This window comes from Glycomyces sp. NPDC047010 (assembly GCF_040644205.1).
Taxonomy (GTDB): domain Bacteria; phylum Actinomycetota; class Actinomycetes; order Mycobacteriales; family Micromonosporaceae; genus Glycomyces.
The window spans coordinates 60,989-87,653 of record NZ_JBEYVY010000007.1 but is presented as its reverse complement, the minus strand read 5'-3'; the positions used below and the strand labels follow the sequence as shown (position 1 = coordinate 87,653).

Annotated in this window: 22 protein-coding genes; 6 read left to right on the top strand and 16 right to left on the bottom strand. The window is 72.5% G+C overall.

Annotated features, from left to right (window positions below; translation table 11 throughout):
• Positions 1-15 precede the first annotated feature (15 nt).
• Positions 16-741 carry a methyltransferase domain-containing protein gene (locus AB0A65_RS15630; RefSeq protein ID WP_359951769.1) on the top strand — a complete coding sequence of 242 codons (726 nt, stop codon included), beginning with the start codon at positions 16-18 and terminating at the stop codon, positions 739-741.
• On the opposite strand, the gene AB0A65_RS15625 is transcribed toward AB0A65_RS15630, so the two are convergent.
• Positions 738-3,494: a hypothetical protein gene (locus AB0A65_RS15625; protein ID WP_359951767.1), complete on the bottom strand. Its 2,757-nt coding sequence runs from the start codon at positions 3,492-3,494 to the stop codon at positions 738-740. The two genes, AB0A65_RS15630 and AB0A65_RS15625, sit on opposite strands and share 4 nt — an antisense overlap.
• A 210-nt stretch (positions 3,495-3,704) precedes the next feature.
• Between AB0A65_RS15625 and AB0A65_RS15620 the strand changes: the two genes are divergently transcribed.
• Positions 3,705-4,190, top strand: coding sequence for a hypothetical protein (locus AB0A65_RS15620; protein ID WP_359951765.1), 486 nt, complete (start codon positions 3,705-3,707; stop codon positions 4,188-4,190).
• A gap of 4 nt (positions 4,191-4,194) precedes the next feature.
• Here AB0A65_RS15620 and AB0A65_RS15615 read toward each other — a convergent pair whose 3' ends face one another.
• On the bottom strand, positions 4,195-4,611 hold the full coding sequence (locus tag AB0A65_RS15615; protein WP_359951763.1) for a MerR family transcriptional regulator: 417 nt from the start codon (positions 4,609-4,611) through the stop codon (positions 4,195-4,197).
• Positions 4,612-4,767: 156 nt separating this feature from the next.
• Here AB0A65_RS15615 and AB0A65_RS15610 point away from each other — a divergent pair, with 156 nt between their 5' ends.
• Together AB0A65_RS15610 and AB0A65_RS15605 are read left to right on the top strand one after the other, a co-directional pair.
• Entirely contained in the window at positions 4,768-5,985 is a 1,218-nt protein-coding gene (locus AB0A65_RS15610) for an MFS transporter (RefSeq protein WP_359951761.1), read from the top strand.
• A gap of 9 nt (positions 5,986-5,994) precedes the next feature.
• Positions 5,995-6,375, top strand: coding sequence for a VOC family protein (locus AB0A65_RS15605; RefSeq protein WP_359951759.1), 381 nt, complete (start codon positions 5,995-5,997; stop codon positions 6,373-6,375).
• A gap of 3 nt (positions 6,376-6,378) precedes the next feature.
• Here the strand turns inward: AB0A65_RS15605 and AB0A65_RS15600 are convergent, their stop codons facing one another.
• Positions 6,379-8,589, bottom strand: coding sequence for an Hsp70 family protein (locus tag AB0A65_RS15600; protein WP_359951757.1), 2,211 nt, complete (start codon positions 8,587-8,589; stop codon positions 6,379-6,381).
• A gap of 190 nt (positions 8,590-8,779) precedes the next feature.
• On the opposite strand from AB0A65_RS15600, the gene katG reads away from it, so the two are divergent.
• Positions 8,780-10,987 (top strand): catalase/peroxidase HPI, encoded by a 2,208-nt coding sequence (gene katG, locus AB0A65_RS15595; protein ID WP_359951755.1) that lies wholly within the window; start codon positions 8,780-8,782, stop codon positions 10,985-10,987.
• A 52-nt stretch (positions 10,988-11,039) separates the two neighbouring features.
• Here katG and AB0A65_RS15590 read toward each other — a convergent pair whose 3' ends face one another.
• The 12 genes from AB0A65_RS15590 to AB0A65_RS15535 form a co-directional block, all read right to left on the bottom strand.
• Entirely contained in the window at positions 11,040-11,693 is a 654-nt protein-coding gene (locus AB0A65_RS15590) for a maleylpyruvate isomerase family mycothiol-dependent enzyme (protein ID WP_359951753.1), read from the bottom strand.
• 55 nt (positions 11,694-11,748) lie between these two features.
• A complete protein-coding gene (locus AB0A65_RS15585) occupies positions 11,749-12,267 on the bottom strand; it encodes an N-acetyltransferase (protein ID WP_359951751.1) in 519 nt (172 codons plus the stop codon).
• A 16-nt stretch (positions 12,268-12,283) separates the two neighbouring features.
• Positions 12,284-13,066, bottom strand: a complete 783-nt coding sequence (locus AB0A65_RS15580; protein ID WP_359951749.1) for an aldolase/citrate lyase family protein — start codon at positions 13,064-13,066, stop codon at positions 12,284-12,286.
• A complete protein-coding gene (locus tag AB0A65_RS15575) occupies positions 13,063-14,250 on the bottom strand; it encodes a CoA transferase (RefSeq protein ID WP_359951747.1) in 1,188 nt (395 codons plus the stop codon). Before AB0A65_RS15575 ends, AB0A65_RS15580 begins: the two co-directional genes overlap by 4 nt.
• The gene (locus AB0A65_RS15570; protein ID WP_359951745.1) at positions 14,247-16,259 is read right to left on the bottom strand and encodes an SUMF1/EgtB/PvdO family nonheme iron enzyme; all 2,013 of its coding nucleotides are present in this window, start codon (positions 16,257-16,259) and stop codon (positions 14,247-14,249) included. Before AB0A65_RS15570 ends, AB0A65_RS15575 begins: the two co-directional genes overlap by 4 nt.
• Positions 16,246-17,145 carry a ribokinase gene (locus AB0A65_RS15565; protein WP_359951743.1) on the bottom strand — a complete coding sequence of 300 codons (900 nt, stop codon included), beginning with the start codon at positions 17,143-17,145 and terminating at the stop codon, positions 16,246-16,248. Before AB0A65_RS15565 ends, AB0A65_RS15570 begins: the two co-directional genes overlap by 14 nt.
• Positions 17,142-18,488: an ADP-ribosylglycohydrolase family protein gene (locus tag AB0A65_RS15560; RefSeq protein ID WP_359951741.1), complete on the bottom strand. Its 1,347-nt coding sequence runs from the start codon at positions 18,486-18,488 to the stop codon at positions 17,142-17,144. The genes AB0A65_RS15565 and AB0A65_RS15560 overlap by 4 nt, the downstream gene beginning before the upstream one ends.
• Complete coding sequence (locus tag AB0A65_RS15555) at positions 18,485-19,648, bottom strand: ADP-ribosylglycohydrolase family protein (RefSeq protein ID WP_359951739.1); 1,164 nt, start codon at positions 19,646-19,648, stop codon at positions 18,485-18,487. The genes AB0A65_RS15560 and AB0A65_RS15555 overlap by 4 nt, the downstream gene beginning before the upstream one ends.
• 72 nt (positions 19,649-19,720) lie before the next feature.
• On the bottom strand, positions 19,721-21,001 hold the full coding sequence (locus AB0A65_RS15550) for an extracellular solute-binding protein (RefSeq protein WP_359951737.1): 1,281 nt from the start codon (positions 20,999-21,001) through the stop codon (positions 19,721-19,723).
• A gap of 32 nt (positions 21,002-21,033) precedes the next feature.
• On the bottom strand, positions 21,034-21,876 hold the full coding sequence (locus tag AB0A65_RS15545; protein WP_359951735.1) for a carbohydrate ABC transporter permease: 843 nt from the start codon (positions 21,874-21,876) through the stop codon (positions 21,034-21,036).
• Positions 21,873-22,787, bottom strand: a complete 915-nt coding sequence (locus tag AB0A65_RS15540; protein WP_359951733.1) for a sugar ABC transporter permease — start codon at positions 22,785-22,787, stop codon at positions 21,873-21,875. The genes AB0A65_RS15545 and AB0A65_RS15540 overlap by 4 nt, the downstream gene beginning before the upstream one ends.
• Positions 22,784-23,797 carry a LacI family DNA-binding transcriptional regulator gene (locus AB0A65_RS15535; RefSeq protein WP_359951731.1) on the bottom strand — a complete coding sequence of 338 codons (1,014 nt, stop codon included), beginning with the start codon at positions 23,795-23,797 and terminating at the stop codon, positions 22,784-22,786. The genes AB0A65_RS15540 and AB0A65_RS15535 overlap by 4 nt, the downstream gene beginning before the upstream one ends.
• 224 nt (positions 23,798-24,021) lie before the next feature.
• Here AB0A65_RS15535 and AB0A65_RS15530 point away from each other — a divergent pair, with 224 nt between their 5' ends.
• Positions 24,022-24,342 (top strand): DUF3817 domain-containing protein, encoded by a 321-nt coding sequence (locus AB0A65_RS15530; RefSeq protein WP_359951729.1) that lies wholly within the window; start codon positions 24,022-24,024, stop codon positions 24,340-24,342.
• Between the two features lie 55 nt (positions 24,343-24,397).
• On the opposite strand, the gene AB0A65_RS15525 is transcribed toward AB0A65_RS15530, so the two are convergent.
• Complete coding sequence (locus tag AB0A65_RS15525) at positions 24,398-26,641, bottom strand: heavy metal translocating P-type ATPase (RefSeq protein ID WP_359951727.1); 2,244 nt, start codon at positions 26,639-26,641, stop codon at positions 24,398-24,400.
• Positions 26,642-26,665: the final 24 nt, after the last annotated feature.

Here is a 26,665-nt window from a genome sequence, read left to right as displayed (position 1 = left end):
TGCCACCCTGGCGGTATGCCACGCCAGACCCGAACTCCGAACGACCCGGCGCTCTACGACGACCTGGCCGGGGAGTGGTGGCGGCCGCGGGGCGTGTTCGCGGTGCTGCACTGGCTCGCGGCGGCCCGCGGGGCGCTGGTCCCGGCGGGGAGGCCGGGCGCGGTGCTGGTGGACCTGGGGTGCGGGGCGGGGCTGCTGGCGCCGCACGTGGACGGGTACGTGCATGTGGGCGTGGACCTCTCGCGCGAGTCGCTCGCGCTCGCGGCGGGGCACGGGGTGCTGGCGGTGCGCGGGGACGTGGCGGCGGTGCCGCTGCCCGATGCGTGCGCGGACGTGGTGGTGGCCGGGGAGATCCTGGAGCACGTCCCGGACCTGGCGGCGGTGGTCGCGGAGGCGTGCCGGCTGCTGAAGCCGGGCGGGCTGCTCGTGGTCGACACGCTCGCGGCGACGGCGCTGTGCCGGTTCCTGGCGATCGGTGTGGCGGAGCGGATTCCGCGGATCGCAACGCGCGGCGTCCACGACCCGGCGCTGCTGGTGGACCGGCGGGAGCTGGTGCGCGAGTGCGCAGAACACGGTGTGGAGCTGACGCTGCGCGGGGTCATGCCGCACCTGGGGGACGCGGCCCGGTGGCTCGCGCGGCGCCGCGAGAGCGTGCGGATGGTGCCGGTGGGGACGACCGCGGTGCTGTTCCAGGCGTGGGGCGTGAAGGGGGCCCGCCCGGGGGCGGGCCCCGGCGGCTAACTCAGGGTGAAGCTGATGAACCTCGGTTTGTAGATGCTCGGGTCCTGGTAGTGGGAGCCCTCCGCGGTCATGCGGCTGTCGAAGGTGTTCACGTTGTAGGACATGACGAACCGGTTGCCGGAGCTGATCGTCGGATGCAGGTGCGCGTTGTACGCGAAGATCCGCTCGTCGCCGTAGGAGCCGAACAGGCCGGTCTCCGGCATCGAGTAGACGAGGCTCTGGTTGGTGAACGGCCCCGCCGGGGAGCAGGACGTGTACGCGTACACCTGGTTGTTGAACGCGAGCGTCGAGTCCTGGGTGACCAGCACGTACTGGTTGTTCCACTTGGTCACCGAGTACTCGTTGGCGATGCCGTTCAGGCCGATGCCCGTGTCCGACTCGTACGCGGTCCACCCGTCGGCGGTCCAGTACTGCCACTTCGCGGTCGCGCCCAGGTCGGAGCCGTGGACGCGGGCGATCCGCTGCTTCTTGTTCGTGGGCGCGTCGGCGATCCCGTAGATGTACGTGTAGCCGTCCCCGGACTGGCTGGCCGGGAGCAGCGCCGAGCCCCACGCCCCCGCCTGGGAGGGCAGGGCCTCGACCCGCAGGGGGTCCTTCAGGTTCGAGAGGGAGAACGTGGCGACGACGTTCTGGTCGAACCGCCAGTCCCAGTCGCCGGTCCCGAACCGCAGGTACTCCTGGAAGACCACCTGCAGGTAGTCGGTCCCGTTCTGGCGGGAGATCATCCCGTCGCCGAGCCAGTACCAGTGGTTGGCCTCCGGGGGCGGCATGATCGCCTCCGGGTTCGCGGCCGTGCCGCCCTGGATGGTGCTCAGGCCGCTCCCGTCCTGCCTGACGAACGTGGAGTTGATGAGCGGCGCGGAGACCGGTCTGGTGCCGTCGCTGTTGAGCGGCCCCAGGAACGTGTCGGAGAACAGCCACAGCAGGTCCCCGTCGGGCAGGCGCACCGAGTAGGTCGAGTCGCCGCCGGTCCAGCCGTTCGGGGTGGTCGCGGCGTAGTCGAGGAACTGCTGCTCGGGCGCGACCCCGTCGTCCTGGAGGTTCGAGACGTTCAGGTTCGAGAGCGTGCACGACGGGTGGTCGAGCGGCACCAGGGCCCTGGTGCGGAAGCGGTACTCGCGGCCGTCGCCGTCGGCCTCGACGGAGTTCGTGTTCAGGTCGGTGCGGGTGGCGACGAGCGTGACGACCATCGGGTACGCGAAGTCCGAGACGGTGATGACGTTGCTCGTGTCGGGGTAGACCGCCCTTGCGGCCGTGGGGTACTCGGAGAGGCTCCCCGGGCTGCCCTTGGCCGACCAGACCATCGCCACGTACTCCAGGTCGTCCCGGTCCTCGGTGGAGATGGTGAGGCGGGACCGGTAGTCGGAGGTGGGGTCGCCGGAGTTCTGGACCGCCGCGAAGTCGAAGTACGCCGACCCGCCCGGCTCCATCTCGGCCGTGTACGTCTCCTGCGTGCCCATCGGGACGGCCCGCGTGGTGCGGTTCGGCCGGTAGTCGCCGAGCAGGTGGTCGTCGGTGCGGGAGTCGCCCGCGAGGTAGGACCGCCACAGGTCCCGCTCCTCGTCGTCGTACCCGTACCCGGCCATGGGGTTCGGCGGGGCGCCGCCCTGCTCGGCGGCGAGCCGGTAGTTGGCGACCGAGAAGCCCAAGAGCGTCGAGGGGATGTCGAGGCCGTACCCGGTGAGCACGGCCTTGATCGCGGTGATCGGCGTCGAGTCGTGGTCGCGGATGTGCTCCCAGGTCTTGCGGACCGCCGCGGTGCTCCCGGTCTGCTCGTTCAGGTAGAACGCCAGGAGGAACGTGCTGTACTGCCGCGAGCTCCCCAGGGCCTCCGCGGCGTTGAGGGCCCGGCCGGGGTCGCCGAGGAACTCCGGGAGCGCCCGGGCGTACATCATCGCGGCGGTCGGGTTGCGCGGGTCGTACGGCTGGAGCCGGTAGGACATGAGCGCGGCCCACTCGGCCGTGGACTCCATCCACCAGTTCATGGTCTTGAAGTCGCTGCCGCCCATCCAGTCCCGCACGTACGCCCAGCCGATGTCGCCGGTGTCGTCCCAGTACTGGTACTGCACGACGTGGAAGAACTCGTGCCGCGGCAGGTAGTCGTAGTTGTCGTCGTCGTTCAGGCCCGGGTCGGAGGGCAGGATGATCATCGGCTGGCTGTTCGCCCCGAACGGGAGCGTGAACGCCCCGCCGTTGAACCACCCCTCCTGGGTGTCGTTGAGGCCCACGACGACCGCCCACGGCCCGGAGCCGGGGTCCACGTCGTAGCCCATGTCGCGGTAGGCGGACTGGGCCTCGTCGATCGCGTTGATCATGTCCACGACCGCGTAGGGGCGGCCGTTGGCGCCCGCGTCGGCCGGGACGCCGCGCGTGTCGCCGGGGCTGTCCTTGACGTCGTAAAGGAACACGAAGTCCCCGGCGAAGGCCTGGCACTCGTAGTCGTGGAAGTTGTAGTTGTAAGAGGAGGCGCAGTCGTCGGCCGCGGCGGTCGCGGCGTCCTCCATCGCGAACGGCTCGGCGTCGAGCGACTCGGCGGTGATCGCCTGGCGGACCGGGCTGTTGCCGGGCGCCAGCGCGGCGGCGAAGCCGTCGTCCGGTGCGAAGTCCGCGTCCCCGGGGTCGGTGAACGCGTCGAACGCGGCCTGGTCCCACGGCTGCGGCTCGGCCACGCCCTGCTGCTGGAGCTCGGCGGCGGCCTCCTCTGGGGGTGCGTCGGCCGGTGGGGCGGCCTGGGCGGGCTGGATGACCAGCAAACTGACGAATATCGCTGCGGCGCAAGCGATCGGAAGTCTTCTCAAGACCGTCCTCCGTCCCGTTGGTATCGATACCAGCAAGTATCGACATCAGTGAGTATGGCAGCGGCGAAGGCTTTCCGATAGACCTCAATGGAGGCGAATTCCGGACGCTCGGGACCGGTCCGGGCGGACCCGGACTACAGTGTCGGCCAACGGGAGGAGCACGACATGCGCGAGCTGCACGAACAGTCCGGGATCGCCCTGGGGCACCTGGTCGACACCAGCTTCTTCACCGTGATCGTCTACTCGCGCGAGACCAAGCGCTTCGCGGCCCAGCCGGTCCACTGCCGGCGCCCGGCCGCGGGCGAGGACGTCGCCGAGATCCACTGCGGCACCTGCGGGGAGGAGCTGCTGCTGCGCGTGCGCAGCGTCGCGGAGACGAAGCGGGTCCGCAAGCGGCACTTGGCGGTGGCGCTGGCGGGGCTCGCGCTCATGGCCGCGACCGTGGTGTTCGGATCCCTCGTCTACCTGCCGCTGGCCGATCCGCTGGGCAAGGCGGTGCTCATCGCGTTCCTGCTCAGCCTGCCCGTCACCGGGATCGCCGGGTGGCTGTGGTGGAAGGAGGACGGCCTGCGCCTGCTCTCGGCGACGGGGGCCACCGACCAGGTCCACTGGCGCCTCGACGGCCCGGTGCCCTACCGGGCCGCGCCCTGACCCCTCAGCAGTCGGTGCCCTGACCCGGGGACCACAGGCCCTTCGCGGTCCCCTCCTCGACGTGCCGCTCGTAGACGACGACCTTGTGATGCACCACTTCCAGGCAGGCTTCCAGCTCGGCGATCTTCGCCCGCACGTCGTCCTCGTGCTGCTTGAGGAGCTTCAGCCGCTCCACCTCGTTGCCGGGCCCGGCGCCCACGAGCGCGGCGAACCCGCGGATGCCCGCGATCGGCATCCCGGAGTCCCGCAACCGGTTCAGCAGTGTCAGCCACTCCACGTCCGCGGCGGCGAAGACCCGGCGGCCGCCGCCCGAGCGCGGGATGTCGCGCAGGAACAGGCCCTCGCGCTCGAAGTACCGGAGCGCGTGCACGCTCAGGCCGGTCGCCTCGGCGACCTCGCCGATCGAGAGCCCTTCGTCCATGCGGGCAAGCCTAGCGTGACCTCGGGTTCCGCCGTGCTTTAGCGATCCACCGGCGTTCACCTGTCGAAATGGTTTGTCGATCGGGCCGATCGGATGCAAGCTGGTGCGGTGCTCCGCCGCGGGCACCCCCTGTGCCCACGACCGGATTGGATCGCCGTGACCGACTCCACCCTGCGCGAGCGCCCCGGGCGCACCGACCCGGTGCTGGCCCACTGGCGCAACGCCGTGTTCACGATCTTCGCCCTCTCGGGCTTCGTGTTCGCGAACTGGGCGGCCCGGGTGCCGAACATCCGCGACATCCTCGGCGCCTCCACGCAGGAGATGGGCTTCCTCATCCTCGGCATGTCCGGCGGCGCGATCCTCGGTCTGGTCGCCTCCAGCCACGTCATCACCCACATCGGCGTGAACAAGGCGATCCGCTGGTTCCTCGCGACCGCCGCGGTCGGCCTCATCGCCGCCGGGCTCATCGCCGGGTTCGTCCCCGGCTTCTGGCTCCTGTTCTTCGCGCTCATGGTCGCGGGCGCGGGCAACTCGGTGCTCGACGTGGCGATGAACGTCGCCGGGGCCGCCAACGAGCGGCGCATCGGCAAGACCCTGATGCCGATGTTCCACGCCGGGTTCAGCGTCGGCACCATGCTCGGCGCCGGGGTCGGCGCGCTCACCGAGCAGCTCGGCGTCCCCGTCGCCGCCCACCTCGGGGTCGTCGGCGCGATCGTCATCGCCGTGGACCTGTGGGTGGTCCGCTACCTCCAGCCAGCCGAGGAGCCGCACGAGACCGAGGGCGAGCCCGCGGGCTGGCGGACCCGCCTGTCCGCGTGGACGGACCCGCGGATCATCCTCATCGGCTTCATCATCCTCGGCATGGCCTTCACCGAGGGCACCGCGAACGACTGGCTCGGCCTCGCGATGGTCGACGGCTACGGCCTGACCAACCCCGGCGGCGCCGCGGTCTTCGCCGTGTTCGTCACCGCCATGACGGCGGGCCGGTTCTTCGGCGGCGCGGCCCTCGACAAGTTCGGGCGCGTCCCGGTCCTCGCCGGGTCCGCGCTCCTGGCGCTCGCCGGGCTGCTCCTGGTCATCATCGGCCCCACCGCCCCGATCGCCATCGCGGGCGCGGTCCTGTGGGGCGTGGGCGCCTCCCTCGGCTTCCCCGTGGGCATGTCCGCCGCCGCCGACGACCCCCGCAAGGCCACCGCCAACGTCGCCGCCGTCGCCACCATCGGCTACATGGCCTTCCTCGTCGGCCCGCCGCTCATCGGCCTCCTCGGCGAGGAGGTGGGCCTGCGCAACGCCTTCCTCGTCGTCCTCGTCCTCGTCGCGGTGGCGGCGATCTGCTCCCCCGCGGCCCGCAAGCCCAAGCACCTCGCCGAATAGGATCTCCGGATGCTCAAGTTCACCGACTTCATCATCGACTGCCCCGACCCGAGGGCGCTCGCCGAGTTCTACGCCGCGGTGACCGGCCGCGAGATTGCGCCCGGGGGCCACGAGTACTGGACGGGCATCAGCTTCGGCCAGGTCGACCTCGCGTTCTACAAGGTGGACGAGTTCCAGGCGCCGAGCTGGCCCGGGGACGAGCACCCGAAGCAGTTCCACCTGGACTTCGAGGTGGACGAGTTCGCGCCCGAGCGCGAGCGCATCGAGGCGCTCGGGGCGGTGCACCGGAAGGACTTCATCAACGAGCAGGGCTACGGGTGGCAGGTGTACACCGACCCGGTCGGCCACCCGTTCTGCCTGTGCCGCAACCCCGGGCACGACTGGTCGTAGGGCTCAGGCAGGCGGGGTGAAGTCGAGCTCCTCGTAGAGGGTCTCGTTGCCGCCCTGGGCGTACAGCCACACGTCCTCGCCCTCGCCGGTGTAGTGGTACGAGTCCGGCGGCGTGTACGCGACGGTCATCTCGACCGCGTCGCCGGGCACGGCGAAGACCGCCGTGAACGTGCGGGCGATGCCGCGGTGGTCGTCCCCCTGGGCGGCCACCTCCTCGTCGGAGGTCTGCACCGACACGGGGGCGTGGTCCTCGTTGCGGGCGTTGACCCTGAGGTGCTCGCTCGCGTCGAACGGGATCTCGACGCCGGTCTCCAGGTCCTCGATCATCTGGGCCCAGGTGAAGGTGACGACCGCCAGGTCCGACTCGCACAGCCAGCCCTCCTCCTCGTCGAAGGCCGCGCGCACCGCGGTGACCGCGATGTCGTCGTCGGTCGCGGTCCCGGTCCACTCGCCGTCGGTGGACTCGAAGGACAGGTCCCAGCCGACCATGAACTCCCGCTGCGCGAACTCGCCGCTGTAGTAGGCGGTCACGGGGTCGGCGATCGCGGCGGTGCGCAGGTCGAGGACCTGGGTGCGGTCGGCGTCGGTGACGGCGAGCGTGAGCGGGTCGTCGGCGCCCACCGCGGCGGCGTAGACCGTCCCGGGCGCAGGCAGGTCGTCGAGCTCCCAGGTCGCGCCGCCGAGGACGAGGGTCGCGGCGACGTCGTAGGCGGTGCCCTCGGGGAGCGCCAGGGCCGTCCCGTCGTTCGGGAAGTACGCGAGGGCGAGCCGCTCGTCGTCCTCCAGGCCGGGGACGTCGCCGGGGAGGGCCTCGATGAGGGCGGTCTGGTCCGGTTCGAGGAACGCGAGGCAGACGGTCTCGACGGTGAAGTGCGGGCCGCGGAGCACGCCCGCGGCGGGGACGAGTTCGGCGGCGTCCTCCGGACATCCCTGGGCCGGTGCGACCGTGAAGTCCGCCTGGGCCGGGCCGTCCCCTTCGGGGCCGCCGTTGTAGACGAGCGCGAGCACGACGGCGGCGAGGACGGCGAGGGCCGCGGCCGTCGCCGCCACGGCATGGCGGCGGCGCGGACCTGACCGGGCCGGGGGCGGCGGCAGGATCGCGGTCGGCGGGTCGGCCGGTGCGGCGGCCTGCTCGGGGGCGGTGCTGGAACCGGGGAGGCCCGGGGTCGCGGCGCCTTCGGCCACGGCCAGTTCGGGCTGCTCGATGAGGACGGGGGCGATGCCGAGCGCCTCGTGGACCATCGTGGCGATCAGCGGCATCCGGGCGGCGCCGCCGATGAGGAAGACCGCGTCGAGGCGGTGGCCGCGGGCCGCGGCACGGTCGCGCAGGCGCGCGAGTTCGGCGACCGCGGGTTCGAGCAGCGGCCGGGCGAGGCGGTCGAGTTCGTGGCGGGTGAGGTGGAGGCCCGCGGTGACGCCGGGGACGGTGAGCGGGGCGACCGCGGTGCGCGAGAGCATCTCCTTGGCCTCGCGGGCCTCGTCCCACAGGACCGCGCGGGCGCGGCGCTGCTCAGAAGTCGCGGGCTCGGCGAGGGCGGCCCAGGCATCGGGGTGGTCGGCCGCGACGAGCGCCCCGAGGTGTTCGACCACGGCGGCGTCGAGGTCGACGCCGCCGAAGTCCCCGAGGCCGCCTTCGGCGACGATGTCGAGGCGGTCGCCGTCGGCGGCGAGGACGGCGATGTCGAGGGTCCCGGCGCCGAAGTCGACGACGGCGAGCGCGCCGCCGATGGGGCGGCCGAGGGCGGCGCGGTAGTAGTGGGCGGCGGCCACCGGTTCGGTGGTGATCGCGACGGGCGGGAGCCCGGCCTTGGCGGCGGCGTCGGCGAGGACGCCGCGCAGCGTCGAGCTCCAGGTGGAGGGGCAGGTCAGGATGGTCTCGGGAACGGTGCCCGCGACGTCGGCGGCGGCTGCGGCGATGCGGCGCAGGACCGCGGCGAACATGGCGGTGACGGTGGTCTCGCGGTCGCCGAGGAGGACCGCCCCGGTGGCGGCGTGCCGTTTGGGGTGGGGCTCGTAGCGCTCGGGCGCGGCGGCCGCGAGCCTGGCGGCGTCGCGGCCGGTGTGGAGGTCGCCGCCCTCGTCGCAGTAGACGCCCGCGGGGAGGACGGGCTGCCCGTCGAAGAGGAGGGGGCGCACGCGGCCGTCGGGCCAGCGCAGGAGCGCGACGGCGTGGGAGGTGCCCAGGTCGACGCTGAGGAGATGCGAGGGGTGCACGGCCCCAAATATATCGGGCTGTTCACCGTTCACCGCCGCCCGCGGACGGCGCATGGCAGGGTGGTGTCGCGGGCGACCTGACGGGACCCTCATTTAGACTCTGTCTAAACTACGAGTAGTTTGTTGTTTAGACCTTGTAGGGGCCGCTCCGGCAGGGGTGCGGGGCTCCCCGGCGACTGGAGGGAAAGCCATGTCAGACGACCACGAAGCCATCATCCACGACCCGGAGGCCGGCGCCGAGTCGAAGTGCCCGGTCGCGCACGGCCGCGCGCCGATCCCCGCGCAGGGCGGCGGCAACCGCGGCTGGTGGCCCGACCGGCTCAACCTGAAGCTGCTCGCCAAGAACCCGGCCGAGGCCAACCCGCTCGGCGCGGACTTCGACTACGGCCAGGCGTTCCTCTCGCTCGACCTCGACGCGGTCAAGGCCGACATCGAGCAGGTCCTGACGACCTCCCAGGACTGGTGGCCGGCCGACTTCGGGAACTACGGCCCGCTCATGATCCGCATGGCGTGGCACTCCGCGGGCACCTACCGCATCCACGACGGCCGCGGCGGCGCTGGCGCCGGGCAGCAGCGGTTCGCGCCGCTGAACTCCTGGCCCGACAACGGCAACCTCGACAAGGCCCGCCGCCTCCTGTGGCCCGTCAAGCAGAAGTACGGCCAGAAGCTGTCCTGGGCCGACCTGATGATCCTCACCGGCAACGTGGCGCTGGAGAACATGGGCTTCCCGACGTTCGGCTTCGCGGGCGGCCGCGAGGACGTGTGGGAGCCGGACGAGGACGTCTACTGGGGCCCCGAGACCACCTGGCTGGGCGACGCCCGCTACACCGGCGACCGCGAGCTGGAGAACCCGCTCGCCGCCGTCCAGATGGGCCTGATCTACGTCAACCCCGAGGGCCCCAACGGGAACCCCGACCCGATCGCCGCGGCCCGCGACATCCGCGAAACCTTCGCGCGCATGGCCATGAACGACGAGGAGACCGTCGCGCTCATCGCGGGCGGCCACACCTTCGGCAAGACCCACGGCGCCGGACCGGCCGAGAACGTCGGGGCCGAGCCCGAGGGCGCCCCGATCGAGGAGCTGGGCCTGGGCTGGAAGAACGCCTACGGCACCGGCAAGGGCGGCGACGCGATCACCTCCGGCCTGGAGGGCATCTGGACCGACACCCCGATCCTGTGGGACAACAGCTTCTTCAAGATCCTGTTCGGCTACGAGTGGGAGCTGTTCGACTCCCCCGCGGGCGCGCACCAGTGGCGCCCGAAGGACGGCGCGGGCGCCGGGACCGTCCCCGACGCGCACGACTCCTCGAAGACGCACCAGCCGACCATGCTCACCACCGACCTGTCGCTGCGCTTCGACCCGGTCTACGAGCCGATCTCGCGCCGCTTCGCCGAGGACCAGGACGCGTTCGCCGACGCGTTCGCCCGCGCCTGGTTCAAGCTGACGCACCGCGACATGGGCCCGAAGGTCCGCTACCTGGGCGCCGAGGTGCCCTCCGAGGACCTCATCTGGCAGGACCCGCTGCCGCAGGCCGAGGCCGCGCCGCTCTCCGCGGCCGACGTCGCCGACCTCGAAGCGCGCATCCTCGACTCGGGCCTCACCGTGCAGCAGCTCGTGTCGACCGCGTGGGCCGCGGCCTCCTCGTTCCGGGGCAGCGACAAGCGCGGCGGCGCCAACGGCGCCCGCATCCGCCTCCAGCCGCAGCGCGGCTGGACCGTCAACGAGCCCGACAACCTCGGGATCGTGCTGAACAAGCTCGAAGCGGTCAAGGACGCGTTCGGCAAGCCGGTCTCGCTGGCCGACGTCATCGTCCTGGGCGGCACCGCCGCGGTCAAGAAGGCCGCGAAGGACGCCGGGTTCGACGTCGAGGCGCCGTTCGCGCCCGGCCGTGTCGACGCGACCGAGGAGCAGACCGACGCCGACTCGTTCGCGCCGCTGGAGCCCACGGCCGACGGCTTCCGCAACTACCTCGGGAAGGGCCACCGCATCCCCGCGGAGTTCCTCCTCGTGGACAAGGCGAACCTGCTGACGCTGACCGCCCCGGAGATGACCGTCCTCGTCGGCGGCCTGCGCGTCCTGGGTGCGAACTACGAGGGCGCGCAGCACGGCGTGCTCACCGACCGCCCCGGGCAGCTGACCAACGACTTCTTCCGGAACCTCCTGGCTCCGGGCGTGACCTGGAAGACCGCCGACGACGGCGTCTACGAGGCCCACGACGACGCCACCGGCGCCGTGAAGTGGACGGGCACCCGCGTGGACCTGCTGTTCGGGTCCAACTCCGAGCTGCGGGCCCTCGCCGAGGTGTACGGCAGCGACGACGCCGCCGAGAAATTCGCGCAGGACTTCGCGGCCGCCTGGGTCAAGGTCATGGACCTCGACCGGTTCGACCTGCGTTAAGACGCAAGACGAAAGCCGCCGGGCCCTCGGGTCCGGCGGCTTTCGCGTTGCCTCACTTGAGGTCGGTGCAGCGTTGGCAGAACTCCGGGGCGCCCTCGCCGCCCAGCTCGTCGAGGTAGGCGGTGCGCCCGGCCATCGCCATGATCAGGGCGAGGGTCGGGCCGGTGACGAGCGGGCCGTCCCCGGCGGCGAACGGCCCGTCCGCGGCGTCGAGCCGCAGCCCGGCGGCGCGCTTGCCCGAGGGCACGGTCATGTTCGAGCGCTGGAAGTAGACGGCCAGCGCGGTCAGGACCGGGACCGGGTGGTCGCGGCGGATGCCGAGGGGGCGGCGGATGTCCTCGCCGTGGACGACGATCTCGCCGAGGACGGCGGGGACGGGGATCGGGTGCTTCGTGCTGGTGGCGGTCCGCGCGAACCGGTCGAGGGTCTCGGCGCCCGTCGCGCCCATCTGGCGGCGCAGCTGCATGTCGACCTGCTTGTCGAAGTCGAAGCGGCACTTGACGACCCCGGCCATCCACTTGCTGAAGGTGAGGCTGGCCCCGGCGGTGAGGTGGGCGAGCACCTCGCGCACGGTGAGGCCCTCGCACAGCGAGGGCGCGGTCCAGTCCTCGAATCCGGCGAGGTCGGCGGCGAGGGCGTCGCGTTCGGCGAAGATCGCGCTCCACAGCGCTGATCTGGACAGTGCGGTCTCGGGCAGGTCGGTCACCTGGTCTCCTCTCTCCTTCCACTCTGACGCGGCCGGGCGCCGGGATTCATCGGTGTCAGCCGAACTGGTCGAACGGCGGGGCGTACGCGAAGGTGCCTTGCAGGTCGCCGGTCCAGGCGGCGAGGGTGCGGATCTGGAAGTAGTCGCCCCATTCGTGGGGCCCGGGGTCGACGCCGTGGGCGGAGGCGGGGACGAAGCCGAAGCGGCCGTAGTAGGCCGGGTCGCCGAGGAGGATGATCGCCGGTTCGCCCGCGGCGTCGGCGGCGCCGATGGACGCGTGCATGAGGGCCGAGCCGATGCCTCGGCCGTGGCGGGCGGGGTCGACGCCGATGGGGCCGAGTCCGAGGACGCGGGCCCCGGCGAGGGTGCCGTAGGTGGAGAGGGCGTGGCCCGCGACGGCGCCGTCGATCTCGGCGACGAGGGAGTAGCGCGGGTCCCATGCGTCGGTGCCGCGGAGGGCGTCGACGAGGTCGGCCTCGTGGCCGGAGGCGTGGGGGGCGGTCTTGAAGGCGGCGTCCTGGAGGGCGTGGACGGCGGCGCGGTCGCCGTCGGTCTCGCGTCGGATGAGTGTCACCGCATGAGTATGCCCGCTACCGGCCGAGGATGCTCCGGGCTCGGCCGAGCATCGCGGGGTCGACCATCTCGCCGCTGGGGAGGGTCGCCACTCCCCCGGTCTCCAGGGCGGCGACGACGGCTTCGGCCCAGGCGGTCTCGTCGGCGGTGGGCGCGAAGACCTCGCGGATGACCGGGAGCTGCCTGGGGTGGACTGCGGTGCGGCCGCGCAGGCCGAGGGCCTTGCCGCGCTCGGTGTCGGCGCGGAGGCCGTCGAGGTCCTGGATGCGCGGGTAGACCGAGAGCATCGGGGCGGGCAGTCCGGCGGCGCGGGCGGCGATGAGCACGTGGATGCGGGCGTGGTCGAGGACGGCTTCGGCGGTGGCGCCGAGGTCGGAGCGCAGGTCGGCCTCGCCGAGGGCGAGGGCGGCGACGGCGGGGTGGGCGGCGATGGCGGCGGCGTTCTGGAGGCCGCGGGCGGACTCGATGAGCGCGGTCAGCGGCAGGCCCTGCGCGAGGTGGGCGATGACGCCGAGGTCCTCGGGGGTCTCGACCTTGGGGATGCGCAGGCCCACCGGTGCGCCGGTGGCGCGGACGGCGCGGATCTCGTGGTCGGCGCCGACGTTGACGCGGACTTGGACGTCCACGTCGCCGTCGTGGGCGGTGAGCCAGGCGGTGACGTGGTCGAGGGCGGCGGCCTTCGCGGTGTCGGCGACGGCGTCCTCCAGGTCGAGGATGACGGTGTCGGCGCCGGAGGCCGCGGCTTTGTCGAAGCGGTCCGGGCGGTCGCCCGGGACGTAGAGCGCGCTGACCGGGTTCATACGATCCCCTTCTCCCGCAGTCGTTCGAGTTGCTCCCGGGTCACGCCGACCTCGGCGAGGACCTCGTCGGTGTCCTGGCCGTGGCGGCGGCCGGGGAAGCGGATCGCGCCGGGGGTCTCGGAGAGGCGGAACAGCACGTTCTGCATCTTGACGGGGCCGAGCTCCTCGTCCTCGACGGTCTGGACGGTGCCGATCGCCCGGTACTGCGGGTCGTCGAGGACGCCGCGCACGTCGTAGACGGGGGCGACGGCGGCCTGGGCGTCCTCGAACGCGGCGACCACGTCGGCGGTGGGTCGGGCGCCGATCCAGGCGCCGACGGCGTCGTCGAGTTCGTCGGCGTGCTCGGCGCGGGTGTGGCCGGAGGCGAACCAGGGTTCGGCCACGAGGTCCTCGCGCCCGACCAGGCGCATGACGCGTTCGGCGATGGACTGGGAGGAGGTGGAGACGGCGACCCATTCGCCGTCGCCGGTCCGGTAGACGTTGCGGGGCGCGTTGTTGACCGAGCGGTTCCCGCTGCGGGCCTGGAGGGTCCCGAGCTGGTCGTAGGCGGTGATCTGGCCGCCGAGGAGCATGAGGATCGGCTCGATGATGGCGAGGTCGATGACCTGGCCGCTGCCGTCGCGGTCGGCGGAGCGGAGCGCGACCATGACGGCGTAGGCGGTCGCGAGCGCGGCGATGCCGTCGGCGAGGCCGAACGGCGGGAGCGTCGGGGGCCCGTCGGGCTGGCCGGTGAGGGCCGCGAAGCCGCTCATGGCCTCGGCGAGGCTGCCGAAGCCGGGGCGCCCCGAGTAGGGGCCGGTCTGGCCGAACGCGGTGACGCGGGCGACGACGAGCCGCGGGTTGGCCTCGTGGAGGCGCTCGGGCGAGAGGCCCCAGCGTTCGAGGGTGCCGGGCCGGAAGTTCTCGATGAGCACGTCGGCGCCGGCGGCGAGCCGCAGCAGCAGGTCGGCGCCCTCAGGGGTCCCGAGGTTCACGGTCACGGTTCTTTTGTTGCGGCCCAGGGTCTTCCACCAGAGGTTGACGCCGTCCTTGGAGGGCCCGTGGCCGCGGGAGGCGTCCGGTTTCGTGGGGTGCTCCACTTTGATCACGTCGGCGCCGAAGTCGCCGAGGAACGTCGCGGCGATGGGCCCGGCGAACAGGGTCGAGACGTCGAGGACGCGCAGGCCCTCCAGCGGCGCGGTCATGCGCCCTCCTCACGGGTCAGGTCCCAGGCGATGCGGAAGCCGATGCTGCTGGAGCGCTCAAGGCCGAGGCCCGGGAGGAGGAACTTGAGGCTGAACGACGGGTCCTTGACGCCGCCGTCGGTGTACCAGTCGGAGCCCTCGGAGCGGTGGGCGCTGCCGCCCTTGAGCATCGCGAAGCGGGTGACCCCGTCGGCGTGCTCGCTCTCGGTCCAGTTCCACACGGCCGGTTCGCGGCGCGCGAACCCGGGCTCGGCGGCGGCGAGCTGCCACTCGAACTCGTCGGGCAGGCGGGCCCCGGCCCACGCGGCGTAGGCGCGGGCGTCGTCGAGGGACACGCCGGTGACGGGCGCGGCCGGGTCGGCGTCCTCGGTGCCGCACAGGAACCGGTCGCGGACCTTGGGTTCGTACCCGGAGCGTTCGAGGAACTGGCGGTACTGGCGGACCGTGACCTCGTTGGCGGCCACGGCGACCGGGCCGGTCTCGGCGGTCACCAGCTCTTCGCGGTCGTCGTGGAGGCGCGGGGGCAGCGGCTTCCACTCCTCGACGTAGGGCGCGCCCTGGTAGAAGCCGGTCTCGCGGCGCCGGAACGTCACCGGGAGTCGGCGGGTCCCGGGGGCGGGCCGGACGGCGGTGTTCGGCGGGATCTGGAGCGCGGACCGCTTGGGGCGCACGCGCACGGCGTCCCGGGCCGGGAAGCGGGAGTCGGAGGAGCCGGGGTCGGCGGCGGCCTCGGCGAGGAGCGCGTCGAGCCACTCGGGCACGGCGGCACCGGGTGCGAGGTCGAGGATGCCGGTGACGCCGCGGCCGGGGACCTTGACGGCGCCGGTGACCTCGGTCCCGGCGGTGAGGTCGAAGCGGCGGCCCGCTGCGGGGGCGGCGAGCGGGGCGCCGATCCAGTCGATGTCGCGGCGGTTCACCACGGTCCACAAGGTCATCTCGTGATGCGTCCAGCGGGAGGCGTAGACCCCGGCGGTGACCGCCTCGGGGGTCGCGCCGTCGAGCGGCGCCCACTCGCCTTCGGCGAGCACGTCGGCGAGGGCGCGCTGCACGCGGAGCATCCGCCGCAGTGTGGCCTCGTCGCGGCGGTTCCACCCGACCCACACGCCGAAGACCGCGTCCCACACGAGGACGCCGGTGCCGTTCATCCACGCGGACTGGAGCTCCCCGGAGTGGTCGCGGTTCCAGCGGCGGATCGAGTGCATCATGTGGCGGCGCTCGTACCAGTGCGCGCGCTGCACGCCGGGCGCCTCGGAGTCGGCGAACCACTGGGCCCACGACAGGAGGTGGTCCTCGATGCGCGCGTTGGGGACGCGGGACTCGCCTTCGAGGACCTGCGGCGGGTCGGTCGCGGTGAGCGCGCGGGTGAGGTCCGCGTTGCCCTCTTTGAGGGTGTCGAGGAAGACGCCGTCGGCGCCGATCTCGGCGCAGAGCGCGGCCAGCTCGTCGGCGTCGTCGCGGCCGGTGCGGCGGGTCCCGGTGTCCCACGGGTTGTAGTCGACGAACACGCGCAGGCCGCGGTCGTGGAACTCGCGCACGAGGGCGGCGAGGCCGGGCACGTCGCGGTAGAAGTCGAACTGGTTGCGGTCGTCGATGCCGATCACGGGGTAGGCGTGCCACAGGACGAGCCCGTCGAGGCCGCCCTGGTCGGCGATGGACTCCAGGAACCGGTCGACGGTGAACCGCTGCTCGGCGTGGTCGAACAGCCGCTCGTCCCACAGCCACACCTGGGCGACGGCGAACGCGCGGGACGCCCACTTCGTGCGGGGGTCCTCGTATGCCTCGCCGCTGTAGGCGAGGCGGGCGCGGGCCTCGTCCCGCCAGGCGGCGAGGTCGTCGCGCCATGCGGGCCAGTCGGCGGGGTCCTCGGGGGCGGCGAAGATCTTCGCGATGTCCCCGGCCCCGGGGTCGATCTTCCCGCCTTCGGGCAGGACGGTGGACCGGTCGATGGGCCGGGGCACCAGCGGGTCGAACGTGTTGGTGGCGGCCTCGTCGGGATCAGCGTGCGTCACGGAACTCCCGCACCTCCTCCAGGGTCGGAATGGACGGGACGGCGCCCTTGCGCTGCACGGCGAGTGCGGCGGCGGCGGTGGCGAAGCCGGTGGCGGCCACGAGCGCTTCGAGGCCGACGGCGCCGCCGGCACCGTCCAGGGCCGCGGCGAACGCGCCCACGAACGTGTCGCCGGCGCCGGTGGTGTCGACAGCGTTGACCTTGTAGCTGGGGACCCGGACCGGGTCCTCGCCGGGGACGCCGACAAGAGCGCCCTCGGCGCCGAGGGTCACGATGACGGCGCAGCCGCGGGCGGTCAGGAACCCGACGGCATCGCCGGGCCCGGCCAGGTCGGCGGCCTCGTGCTCGTTGACGACGAGCACGTCCACGTCGGACAGGACGTCCAGGGGTACGTCACCGCTCGGCGCGGCGTTGAGGACCACGCGGGTCCCGGCGGCCTTCGCGGCCGCGACCGCGGCGGCCACGGTGGGGACGGGCGTCTCCAGTTGCAGGACCAGCACGTCGGCGTCCGCGATGGCGTCGCGTTCGGCCGCGGTGAGGTCGGTGAGCAGCGCGTTGGCGCCGGACTCCACGACGATGGAGTTCTCGCCGCGCCGGTCCACGAAGATCGCGGCGGTCCCGGTGGGGGCGTCCACGCGCCGGTCCAGGAGCGTGATCCCGGCGTCGCGGGCCTCGGCGGCGAGCCGGTCGCCCGAGGCGTCGGCGCCGAGCGCGGTGACGAACCGGGTGTCGGCGCCCGCGCGGGACGCGGCCACGGCCTGGTTGTTGCCCTTGCCGCCCGCGAACGAGCCGAAGCCGAGCGACAGGACGGTCTCACCGGGCGCGGGGATGCGCTCGACCTCGTAGACGAGGTCGAGGTTCGCGGAGCCGAGGACGAGGACGGTCATGCGGACGCCTCCAGGGTGCGGGCCGCGAGGGCGGTGAACGTGGCGCCGGCGAAGCCGGGCACGGAGGTCGCGTAGCGGTCGTCGAGCGGGCTGATCCACTCGGCGGGCAGGGCCTTCGCGCCCGTGATCGCGCCGGTGATCGCCCCGGCGGTGGCGCCGACGGAGTCGGTGTCCCAGCCGCCGGAGACGGCGAGGGTGATCGTGCGGCGGAAGTCCCCGGCGCCGCGGGCCAGCGCGAACGCGAGGAGCGCGGCGTTGTTGAGGACGTGGACCCAGTGCAGGTGGCCGTACTCGGCGTGGAGCGCGTCGATCGCGGCCTCGTCGGGCAGGTCCCCTGCGGCGAGTTCGATACCGCGGAGGACGGCCGCGGCGTAGCGGCTGCGGGCCGGGACGACCGAGAGCCCTGCGGCGAGGACGGCGTCCACGGAGGCGCCCGTGACGGCGGCGGCGCTGGCGGCCGCGGCGAACATGGCGCCGTAGACGCCGTTGCGGCCGTGGGAGAGGCGCGCGTCGGTCCAGGCGAGCATCGCGGCCTCCACGGGCAGGCCCGGGCGGGTCCAGCCGTACAGGTCGGTGCGGATCTGCGCGCCGATCCAGTCGCGGAAGGGGTTGCGGACGGCGGCGGCGCGGTCGGGTTCGACGCCGTCGAGGAGGTTGCGGTAGGCGATGCGCTCGGCGGTGAAGACGCGGCCGCCGGGCAGGAGGTCGAGCCATGCCTGGGCGACGTGGTCGGTGGTGAACCCGGGCCCGTGGCGCTCAAGGAGGGTGAGGGCGATGAGCGGGAAGTTGAGGTCGTCGTCCTCGGGCATGCCGTCGATGTTCTCGGCGAGGCTGGTGGGCCGCGAGCGCCGGTTCCACGGGTACCGGGCGGCGACGGCGGGGTCGAGGCCCTGTTCGGTGAAGTAGCCGTGGAGCGGCCAGTTGCCGGTGGACTTCGCGATGGCGCGGATGCCGTCGAGGGGGATCTTCTCGACGGGTTTGCCGAGGAGGCATCCGGCGGCGCGGCCGAGCCAGGCGCCGAGGACGCGGTCCCCGAGGTCGCCGGGTTCGGGGAGTTCGGGGGGCGAGGCGAGCGCGAGGACGGGCCCGAGGTCGTCGGGTTCGTTCGCGGGCAGCGCGTCGGGGTCGGCCAGCGCGTCGAGGTCGTCGAGGACCTCGCGGGCCAGGGCGCGCAGGGCGTCCGGGGCGGGCTCGGGGGTGGCGCCGGAGACGGGGGCGGCGGTGGAGCCGCCCGCGGCGGTCCAGCGGTCGCGGATCGCGGCGGCGTCGCGGCCGTCGAGGCGGGCCGCTTCGAGCGCGTGCGGGACGAGGTCCTCGGGCTGGGTCCAGGAGAGTCGGATCATGCGGCGGCTCCGGCGTAGGCGGTGCGCGCGTCGGCGACCCGGGCGGCGCGGTCGGCGTCGCGGGCCCACACGTCGCGGGCGACGGCGGCCATGGCGGGGCCGGTGGCGGTGACGTCGATGCGGCTGGCCTCGGACACGTCCTTGACCCATTCGGCGGGGACGGCGGCGAGGCCGCCGAGGGCCCCGGCGATGGACCCGGCCATGACGGCGATCGAGTCGGAGTCGCGGCCGTAGTTGATGGACCCGAGGACGGCGTCGCGGTAGTCGCCGCGGGCGGCGACGAGCATGCCGAGGGCGATGGGGAGCTCCTCGATGGCCTTGGTGCGGCTGGGGATGCGCGCGTCCATGGCGGGGGCGCGGTAGTTCGGGCCGACGGTGTCGAACGGCTCGACGGCGCGGCGCAGCTCGGCGAGGCCGCCTCTCCAGTCCGTGACGTCGCGGGCGGCGTCGGTGACGGCGGCGATGGCGGTGCGGGTGCCGTCCTTGGCGAGGCGCAGGGCGGTGGCGACGACGGAGTCGACGCTCGCGCCGGGGCGCATGGCCTCGGCGACGGCGGCGGCGTAGACCCCGGCGGCCTCGCGGCCGTAGGAGGACTGGTGGGCCCCGGCGACGTCGATGGCCTCAGCGTAGGCGGCGTCGGGGCTGCCCGCGTTGACGATGCCGATCGGGGCGGCGTACATGGTGGCGCCGCAGTTGACGATGTTGCCGACCCCGGCTTCGCGCGGGTCGATGTGCCCGTAGTGGAGGCGGGCGACGAGCCACTTCTCGGCGAGGAAGATGCGGTGGAGCAGCAGCGCCTCGGACTCGAACTCGGGGATCCACCGCTTCTCGCCCATGAGCAGCGGCACGAGGTGCGTCGCGACGTCGTGGGCGGTGAGGTGGTCGCGGACGGTGCCGTAGACGTCGACGAGCGCGCAGGTCATGAGCGTGTCGTCGGTGATGTGCCCGTCGCCCTTGTGGTAGGGGGCGATGGGGCGGGCGTTGCGCCAGTCCGCGTTGAAGGGCGGCACGATCCCCTCGATGAAGCCGTCGTACCGCTGCTGGATCGCCTCGGGCGTGTTCCCTTCGGCGGCGCCGCCGAGCGCGTCGCCCACCGCGGCGCCCGCGAGCGCGCCGGTCGCCTTGTCAACGAGTACGTCGGTGTTCGGCGGCAGGGTCATCGTGTCTCCTCAGTTCGGTTCGGGTGCCCGCCGGGGCCGCGGCCCCGGCGGGTCGGGGTGGTGCGGGTGGCGTTATCCGAGGCTGTTCCAGCCGTCGGTCAGCTGCGTCTGGAGCTGCTCGGCGGTGATCTCGTCGGCCAGGTACTGCTGGAGGGCCGGGGTCGCGTACTGGTCCTTCCACTGCGGGTAGTTCACGGCCGACTGGAACGGCGCGGCCGAGAGGCCCTCGCCGGAGGCGAGGATCGCGTCCCAGCCGTTCTCGCCCGCGGTCTGCTCGGCGACGAGGTCGCGAGCGTCGGTGGAGGACGGGATGAGCCAGTCGCCCTGGGCGAGCGCGGCCTGGTGGTCGGCCTGCATGAAGAAGTCGATGAACGCGGCCGACTCCTCGACGTGCTCGGACTCGGCGGCCACGGACATGGTCTGCGGGTTCGCGGCCTGGACCGCGCCTGCGGTGCCGGCGAGCGGGGGCAGGACCGCCCAGTTGAAGCCCTCGGGGGCGGACTCGGTGATCTGCTGGGCGATGTAGTTGCCCGCGACGTACATCGGGTACTTGCCGTCGAAGAAGCCCGGCAGCACGTCGGAGCCGGACTGGGTCAGCGAGACCGGGTCGAGCGAGCCGTCGTCGTAGGCCATGGCGTGGATGCGCTCGGGCACGGCGAGCTCCTCGGCGCCGACGTCGATGGCGTCGCCGTCGAAGTAGGTGCCGTCGAAGCCGAGCGAGAGGTTCATGACCGCGGCGGTGGGCTGCTGGAGGCCCCACCCGAGGCCGAAGCCGTCGCCGGCGACCTGGCCCGCGAGCGACTGGAAGTCGTCCCAGGTGAGGTCCGCGCCGGTCGGGAGCTCGACGCCCGCGTCGGCGAACGCGTCGGTGTTCGCGAAGACCACGTACGACTGGAGCAGGGTCGGGGCCGCGACGACGGCGCCGTCGGAGGCGGTGACGGTGCCCCAGATGTCGTCCGAGACCGCGGACTTGGTGTCGTCCGAGAGGTAGGGGCTCAGGTCGGCGAGGTAGCCCTGCTCGGCGAAGCCCATGATGTCGGCGGACTCGTCGTGGATGATGTCCGGGGCGGTGCCGCCCTGGAACTGGGTCACGAGCTGGTCGTGGACGTTGTCCCAGGAGCCCTGGACGAGTTCGACCTGGACGTCGGGGTTGGCCTCGTTCCAGGCGTCCACGATCTCCTGCGTCGCGGCGATCGTGGTGTCCTGGTACGCGAGGGACTGGAAGGTCAGGGTGACCTTCCCGCCGTCGTCGCCGTCGTCCCCGACGCCGAAGGCCGAGCATCCGGTCAGCGCGAGGGGCAGGGCGAGCAGCCCGGCAACCGCGGCGACGCTGGCGCTGGTGCGAGTTCGCATTTCGTTCTCTCTTTCCATAGTGGTCGGCCCGGTCAGCCTTTGACCGCGCCGCTGAGGAGTCCGGCGGTGAGCCGTTTCTGAATGAGCATGAAGAACACGAGGCTGGGCAGGCACGCGATGAGCGCGGCCGCGGCCAGCGGCCCGAGTTGGACCTGCCCCTCGGTGCCGACGAAGCGGGCGAGGGCGAGCGGCAGGGTCTGCATGTCGGGGTCCTGGATGAGCACGAGCGCGAAGAAGAACTCGTTCCAGGAGTTGATGAACGTGAACAGGCTGGTCGCGACCAGGCCCGGGGCCAGGAGCGGCAGCACGATCTTGACGAGGGTCTTGAACCGCCCCGCGCCGTCGACCGACGCGGCCTCTTCGAGCTCCACGGGGATCGCCGAGACGTAGCCCTGGAGCATCCACAGCGCGAACGGCAGCGCCCACACCGCGTACACCAGGACCAGGCCCAGCAGCGTGTTCACCAGTCCGATGTCCTTGAGCAGCAGGAACAGCGGGATGATGATGAGGATAAACGGGAACACCTGCGAGAGCAGGATCCACCCGGTGGCGACCATCCGCAGCTTCGTGCGGAACCGCACCAGCGCGTAGGCCGCCGGGAGCGCCACGGCCGTGACGATCACCGTGGTGGTGACCGCGGTGAGGAGGCTGTTCCCGGCCGCGCGGAACAGGTCCGCGCGTTCGATCGCGGTCGTGAAGTTGTCGAAGTTCAGCGACTGCGGCAGGAACGACGGGTCGGGCGAGCGGATCTCGCGGTCGGTCTTGAACGCGGTCGTGAGCAGGAAGATCAGCGGGAACGCCAGGAAGCACATGTACGCGAGCAGGGCGACGTACTGGAGCGGGCGGGCGACGGGGTTGCGCATGGACTTCGTCATGAGTTCCGGCTCCGCATCTGGGCGCGCAGGTACAGGATCAGGAAGGCGCCGATCAGGACGACCATGACGTTGCCCATCGCGGCGGCGTAGCCGAAGTTGCCGTACCGGAACGCCTCGTTGTAGGCGAACAGGCTGGGCAGCATCGTGGTCCCGCCGGGACCGCCCGCGGTCAGCACGAACACGAGCGCGAACGAGTTGAAGTTCCAGATCAGGTCGAGCGTGGTGATCGCCGTGATGATCGGGCGCAGCGCCGGGAGCGTCACGTGCCAGAACCGGCGCCAGGTGGACGCGCCGTCGATCGCGGCGGCCTCGTTCAGCTCCGCGGGCACCGACTGGAGCCCGGCCAGGAGCGTGATCGTGGTCTGCGGCATCCCCGCCCACACGCCCACGACGATGACCACCGGGAGCGCGATCGCCGACTCGCCGAGCCAGTTGATCGAGGCCGGCAGGCCCACCGCGTCGAGGGTCCGGTTGACCGGCCCGTAGTTCGGGTTGAGCATGAGCTGCCACATGATCGCGATGATCACCGGCGGCATCGCCCACGGGATGAGCGCGAGCGTCCTGGCCAGCCAGCGCAGCCGCAGGTTGAGGTTGAGCAGCAGCGCGAGGCCGAGCGAGGCGAGGAACTGGAGGATCGTCACCGAGAACGCCCAGATGAGGCCGATCTTGAACGAGTTCCAGAACAGCTCGTTGCCCATGAGCGCGGAGTAGTTGTCGAGGCCGTTGAAGTGCGTCTCGGCGTTCAGTCCGGCCTTCGCGTCGGTGAAGCCGAGGAGCACGCCGTACACGAGCGGGTAGACGCTGAACAGCATCACCGGCAGCAGCGCGGGCAGGACCAGCAGCCACGCGTCGCGGCCCTCGGTCGAGCGGCGCCGCTTCAGGGGCGGTGCGGGTGCGGCGAGGGCGGTCATGCCGGGCCTCCGGTGGATTCGCGGACGGACAGGGCCGGCGGGATGACGATGCGGCTGACGGGGGCGCCGGGTTCGGCGATGCGGCGGATGAGGAGCTTCGCGGCGGCCTTGGCGCGCTTCGCGGAGCCCAGGTCCACCGAGGTCAGCGACGGGGTGGCGAGTTCGGCGGCGTCGGTGTCGTCCATGCCGACGACCGCGACGTCCTCGGGGACGCGGCGCCCGGCCGCGGCGAGTTCCTTGAGGGCGGCGACGCCGAGGAGGTCGTTGGCGCCGATGATCGCGTCGGGGCTGGACTGGCCCAGGAGCGCGGCGGTGGCCTTGCGCCCGGCCTTGTACGTGAACGCCGAGGCGGTCACCTGGAGTTCCGCGGAGGTGGTGAGGCCGAACCGCTCGATCGCCGAGAGGTACCCGGCGAGGCGGGCCGAGCCGGGGACGGTGTCCACGGGGCCGTTGACGAGCGCGATCCGGCGGCGGCCCTGCGCGACGAGGTGCTCCACGGCGAGGCCGATGCCGGTGGCGGAGTCGGCGCGCACGTTGTCGAGGGCGACGTCCGCGGGGAGGGTGCCGATGACGACGATCGGGAGGCGGCTGGACCGCATCGCCTCCACGAGGTCCTCGGTGATGCGCAGCGGGCTCATGAGCAGCCCGTCGGCGTACCCGCGGTTGAGGCTGGCGAGCAGGTCGATCTGCGACTGCGGGTCGGCGCCGGTGGAGGAGACGACGAGCCGGTACCCGGCCTTGGCGACGATCCCGGTGACGGTGCGCATCATCTGCACGTAGACGGGGTTGCCGACGTCGGCGACGGCGAGGGTGATCTGGTCGGTGCGGCCGGTCCGCATGGTGCGGGCGCTGGCGTGGGGGACGTAGCCGAGCTCGTCGGCGGCCTCGCGGACTTTGCGCGCGAGTTCCTCGGAGGCGGAGCCGCCGTTGAGGACCCGCGACACGGAGGACACGGACACGCCGGCCTTGGCGGCCACGAGCTGGAGGTTGGACTTCTTCGTCTCAGCCATCCTCGATCCTTGCTGGCAGGAGGGGTTTGGGAACGTTCTTAAGAACGTTTCCAGGAACGATATCAGACCCCGCCGAAAACGCAACACCAGTCACACCGGCACCGCCGCCGGGAGGTGTCCGCGCAGGCGATGGTGGCCTGCGGCGCACGTAGGGTCCGGTTCAGGGAAGGCCCAGGCGGCCGGTGTTAGGTTCGGCGCGGAAACCGACCGAAGGAGTCCCGGCCATGGCCAAGAACCCCGTCTTCCTCTACCGGATGCTCACCCTCGCCGAAGGCTGGTCCTTCGTGCTCCTCCTCGTCTTCGGGTCCGGCCTCAGCCGCGTCTCCGACATCGACCTGGTCATGCCGCTGGGCTCGCTCCACGGCGCGCTCTTCGTGCTCCTCGCCGGCTCGACCCTCTTCATCCGCCGCCGCCTCGGCTGGGGCTTCGGCACCACCCTCCTCGCGCTCGTCTGCTCCGTGGTCCCGCTGGCGCCGTTCTGGTTCCACCACCGCAAGCGCGAGGAGTTCCTCGCCGCCGAGCGCGCCGCCGCGCAGCCCGCATAGAACGTGAAGCACGAAACCGCCCCGACGCCGAGCGTCGGGGCGGTTCGTCGTTCCGTCAGAGCGCGCGGCTCTTGAAGGAGCGCAGCCGCAGGCTGTTGCCGACCACGAACACGCTGGAGAAGGCCATGGCCGCACCGGCGAGCATCGGGTTGAGCAGGCCCAGGGCCGCGAGCGGGATCGCCGCGACGTTGTAGGCGAACGCCCAGAACAGGTTGCCCTTGATGGTGCCGAGCGTGCGCCGCGACAGGCGGATGGCGTCCGCCGCGCCGCGCAGGTCGCCGCGGACCAGCGTCAGGTCGGCGGCCTCGATCGCGACGTCGGTGCCGGTGCCCATCGCCAGGCCCAGGTCGGCCTTGGCGAGCGCCGCGGCGTCGTTGACGCCGTCGCCGACCATCGCCACCACTTTGCCTTCGGCCTGGAGCCTCGCGACGGCCGCGACCTTGTCCGCGGGCAGGACCTCGGCGATAACCTCGTCGATGCCCACCTCGGCGCCGATGCGCTCGGCGACGGCCCGGTTGTCGCCGGTCAGCAGGACCGGCGTCAGCCCGAGGGCCTTGAACTGGGCGACCGCCTCGACGCTGGTCGGCTTGACCGTGTCGGCCACGACCAGGACCCCGCGGGCCTCGCCGTCCCAGGCCACGGCCACGGCGGTCTTGCCGCCGCGCTCGGCCTCGGCCTTCGCCTCGGCGAGCGCCGGGTCCAGTGCGAGCTTCCAGTCCGCGAGGAGGCTCTCGCGGCCGACGACGACGTAGTGCCCGTCGACCACGCCCTGGACGCCCTTGCCCTCGACGTTCTGGAAGCCCTCGACCGCCGGGAGCTCGACCTCGGCGGCCGCGCCCTTCGCGATCGCCTGCGCCACCGGGTGCTCCGAGGCGTGCTCGATCGCCCCGGCGAGCCGCAGCAGCTCGGACCGGTCGGTGCCCTCGGCGGCGACCGCGTCCACGAGGGTCATCTTCCCGGTGGTGACGGTGCCGGTCTTGTCGAGGACGATCGTGTCCACTCTGCGGGTGGATTCGAGGATCTCCGGGCCCTTGATGAGCACGCCCATCTGGGCGCCGCGGCCGGTGCCGACCAGCAGCGCGGTCGGCGTGGCGAGGCCGAGGGCGCACGGGCAGGCGATGATGAGGACCGCGACGGCGGCGGTGAACGCCGAGGCCGCGGGGAACCCGGCGCCGAGCCAGAACCCGAGCGTGCCGATCGCGATCGCGATGACCACGGGCACGAAGATCCCCGAGACCCGGTCGGCGAGGCGCTGGACCTCGGCCTTCCCCGACTGCGCCTCTTCGACGAGGCGCGCCATCTGGGCGAGCTGCGTGTCCGAGCCGACCCGCGTGGCCTTGACGACCAGGCGGCCCCCGGCGTTGACGGTGGCGCCGGTGACCGGGTCGCCCTCGGCGACCTCCACCGGCACCGACTCGCCCGTGAGCATCGACGCGTCGATCGCGGAGGTGCCGGAGACGATCACGCCGTCGGCGGCGATCTTCTCCCCCGGCCGGACCACGAACTCGTCCCCTACGGCGAGCTGCGCGATCGGGACGCGCGTCTCGGCGCCGCCGCGGAGCACCGCGACGTCCTTGGCGCCCATCTCCAGCAGCGCCCGCAGGGCCGCCCCGGCCTTGCGCTTCGAGCGCTTCTCGAAGTAGCGGCCGGCCAGGATGAACATCGTGACGCCAGCGGCCACTTCGAGGTACAGGTTCGAGGCGCCGTCGCTGGGCTCCACGGTGAACTCGAAGGGGTGCTTCATGCCCGGCGTCCCGGCCGTCCCCCAGAACAGCGCGTAGATGGACCACGCGAACGCGGCGAGGGTGCCCACGGACACGAGCGTGTCCATGGTGGCCGCGCCGTGGCGCAGGTTCGTCCAGGCGGCCTTGTGGAACGGCCACGCGCCCCACAGGATCACCGGCCACGCCAGCGCGAGCGAGAGCCACTGCCAGTACTCGAACTGGAGGACCGGGGCCATCGACATGGCGATGACCGGGACCGACAGGACGATCGAGGCGATGAGGCGGTTGCGAAGGGCGGAGAGCTCGGGGTCGGGCCGCTCGGCGTCGTCGGCCTCCGGTTCGGGGGCCTTGGGGACGGCCGCGGTGTAGCCGGTCTTCTCGACCACGGCGATCAGCTCGGCCGGGTCGGTGCCCGCGGGGGCCTCGATCTGGGCCTTCTCGGTCGCGTAGTTGACGCTGGCGGTGACGCCGTCGAGCTTGTTGAGCTTCTTCTCGATCCGCATGGCGCAGGAGGCGCAGGTCATGCCGCCGATCTCGAGTTCGATGCGGTTCGCGGCGGCGGGGGCCGATGCCATGGTCTCGTCCTTCCTTCTGCTCGT

Bases quoted from the DNA above. Each gene is read 5' to 3' on its own strand.
- AB0A65_RS15530 (WP_359951729.1), top strand. From the start codon at position 24,022: ATGGCCAAGAACCCCGTCTTCCTCTACCGGATGCTCACCCTCGCCGAA.
- AB0A65_RS15620 (WP_359951765.1), top strand. From the start codon at position 3,705: ATGCGCGAGCTGCACGAACAGTCCGGGATCGCCCTGGGGCACCTGGTC.
- AB0A65_RS15630 (WP_359951769.1), top strand. From the start codon at position 16: ATGCCACGCCAGACCCGAACTCCGAACGACCCGGCGCTCTACGACGAC.
- AB0A65_RS15615 (WP_359951763.1), bottom strand. From the start codon at position 4,611: ATGGACGAAGGGCTCTCGATCGGCGAGGTCGCCGAGGCGACCGGCCTG.
- AB0A65_RS15565 (WP_359951743.1), bottom strand. From the start codon at position 17,145: ATGACCGTCCTCGTCCTCGGCTCCGCGAACCTCGACCTCGTCTACGAG.
- AB0A65_RS15555 (WP_359951739.1), bottom strand. From the start codon at position 19,648: ATGACCCTGCCGCCGAACACCGACGTACTCGTTGACAAGGCGACCGGC.
- AB0A65_RS15540 (WP_359951733.1), bottom strand. From the start codon at position 22,787: ATGACCGCCCTCGCCGCACCCGCACCGCCCCTGAAGCGGCGCCGCTCG.
- AB0A65_RS15545 (WP_359951735.1), bottom strand. From the start codon at position 21,876: ATGACGAAGTCCATGCGCAACCCCGTCGCCCGCCCGCTCCAGTACGTC.
- AB0A65_RS15535 (WP_359951731.1), bottom strand. From the start codon at position 23,797: ATGGCTGAGACGAAGAAGTCCAACCTCCAGCTCGTGGCCGCCAAGGCC.
- AB0A65_RS15550 (WP_359951737.1), bottom strand. From the start codon at position 21,001: ATGCGAACTCGCACCAGCGCCAGCGTCGCCGCGGTTGCCGGGCTGCTC.
- AB0A65_RS15605 (WP_359951759.1), top strand. From the start codon at position 5,995: ATGCTCAAGTTCACCGACTTCATCATCGACTGCCCCGACCCGAGGGCG.
- AB0A65_RS15575 (WP_359951747.1), bottom strand. From the start codon at position 14,250: ATGACCGCGCCGCTGGAGGGCCTGCGCGTCCTCGACGTCTCGACCCTG.
- AB0A65_RS15525 (WP_359951727.1), bottom strand. From the start codon at position 26,641: ATGGCATCGGCCCCCGCCGCCGCGAACCGCATCGAACTCGAGATCGGC.
- AB0A65_RS15580 (WP_359951749.1), bottom strand. From the start codon at position 13,066: ATGAACCCGGTCAGCGCGCTCTACGTCCCGGGCGACCGCCCGGACCGC.
- AB0A65_RS15560 (WP_359951741.1), bottom strand. From the start codon at position 18,488: ATGATCCGACTCTCCTGGACCCAGCCCGAGGACCTCGTCCCGCACGCG.
- katG (WP_359951755.1), top strand. From the start codon at position 8,780: ATGTCAGACGACCACGAAGCCATCATCCACGACCCGGAGGCCGGCGCC.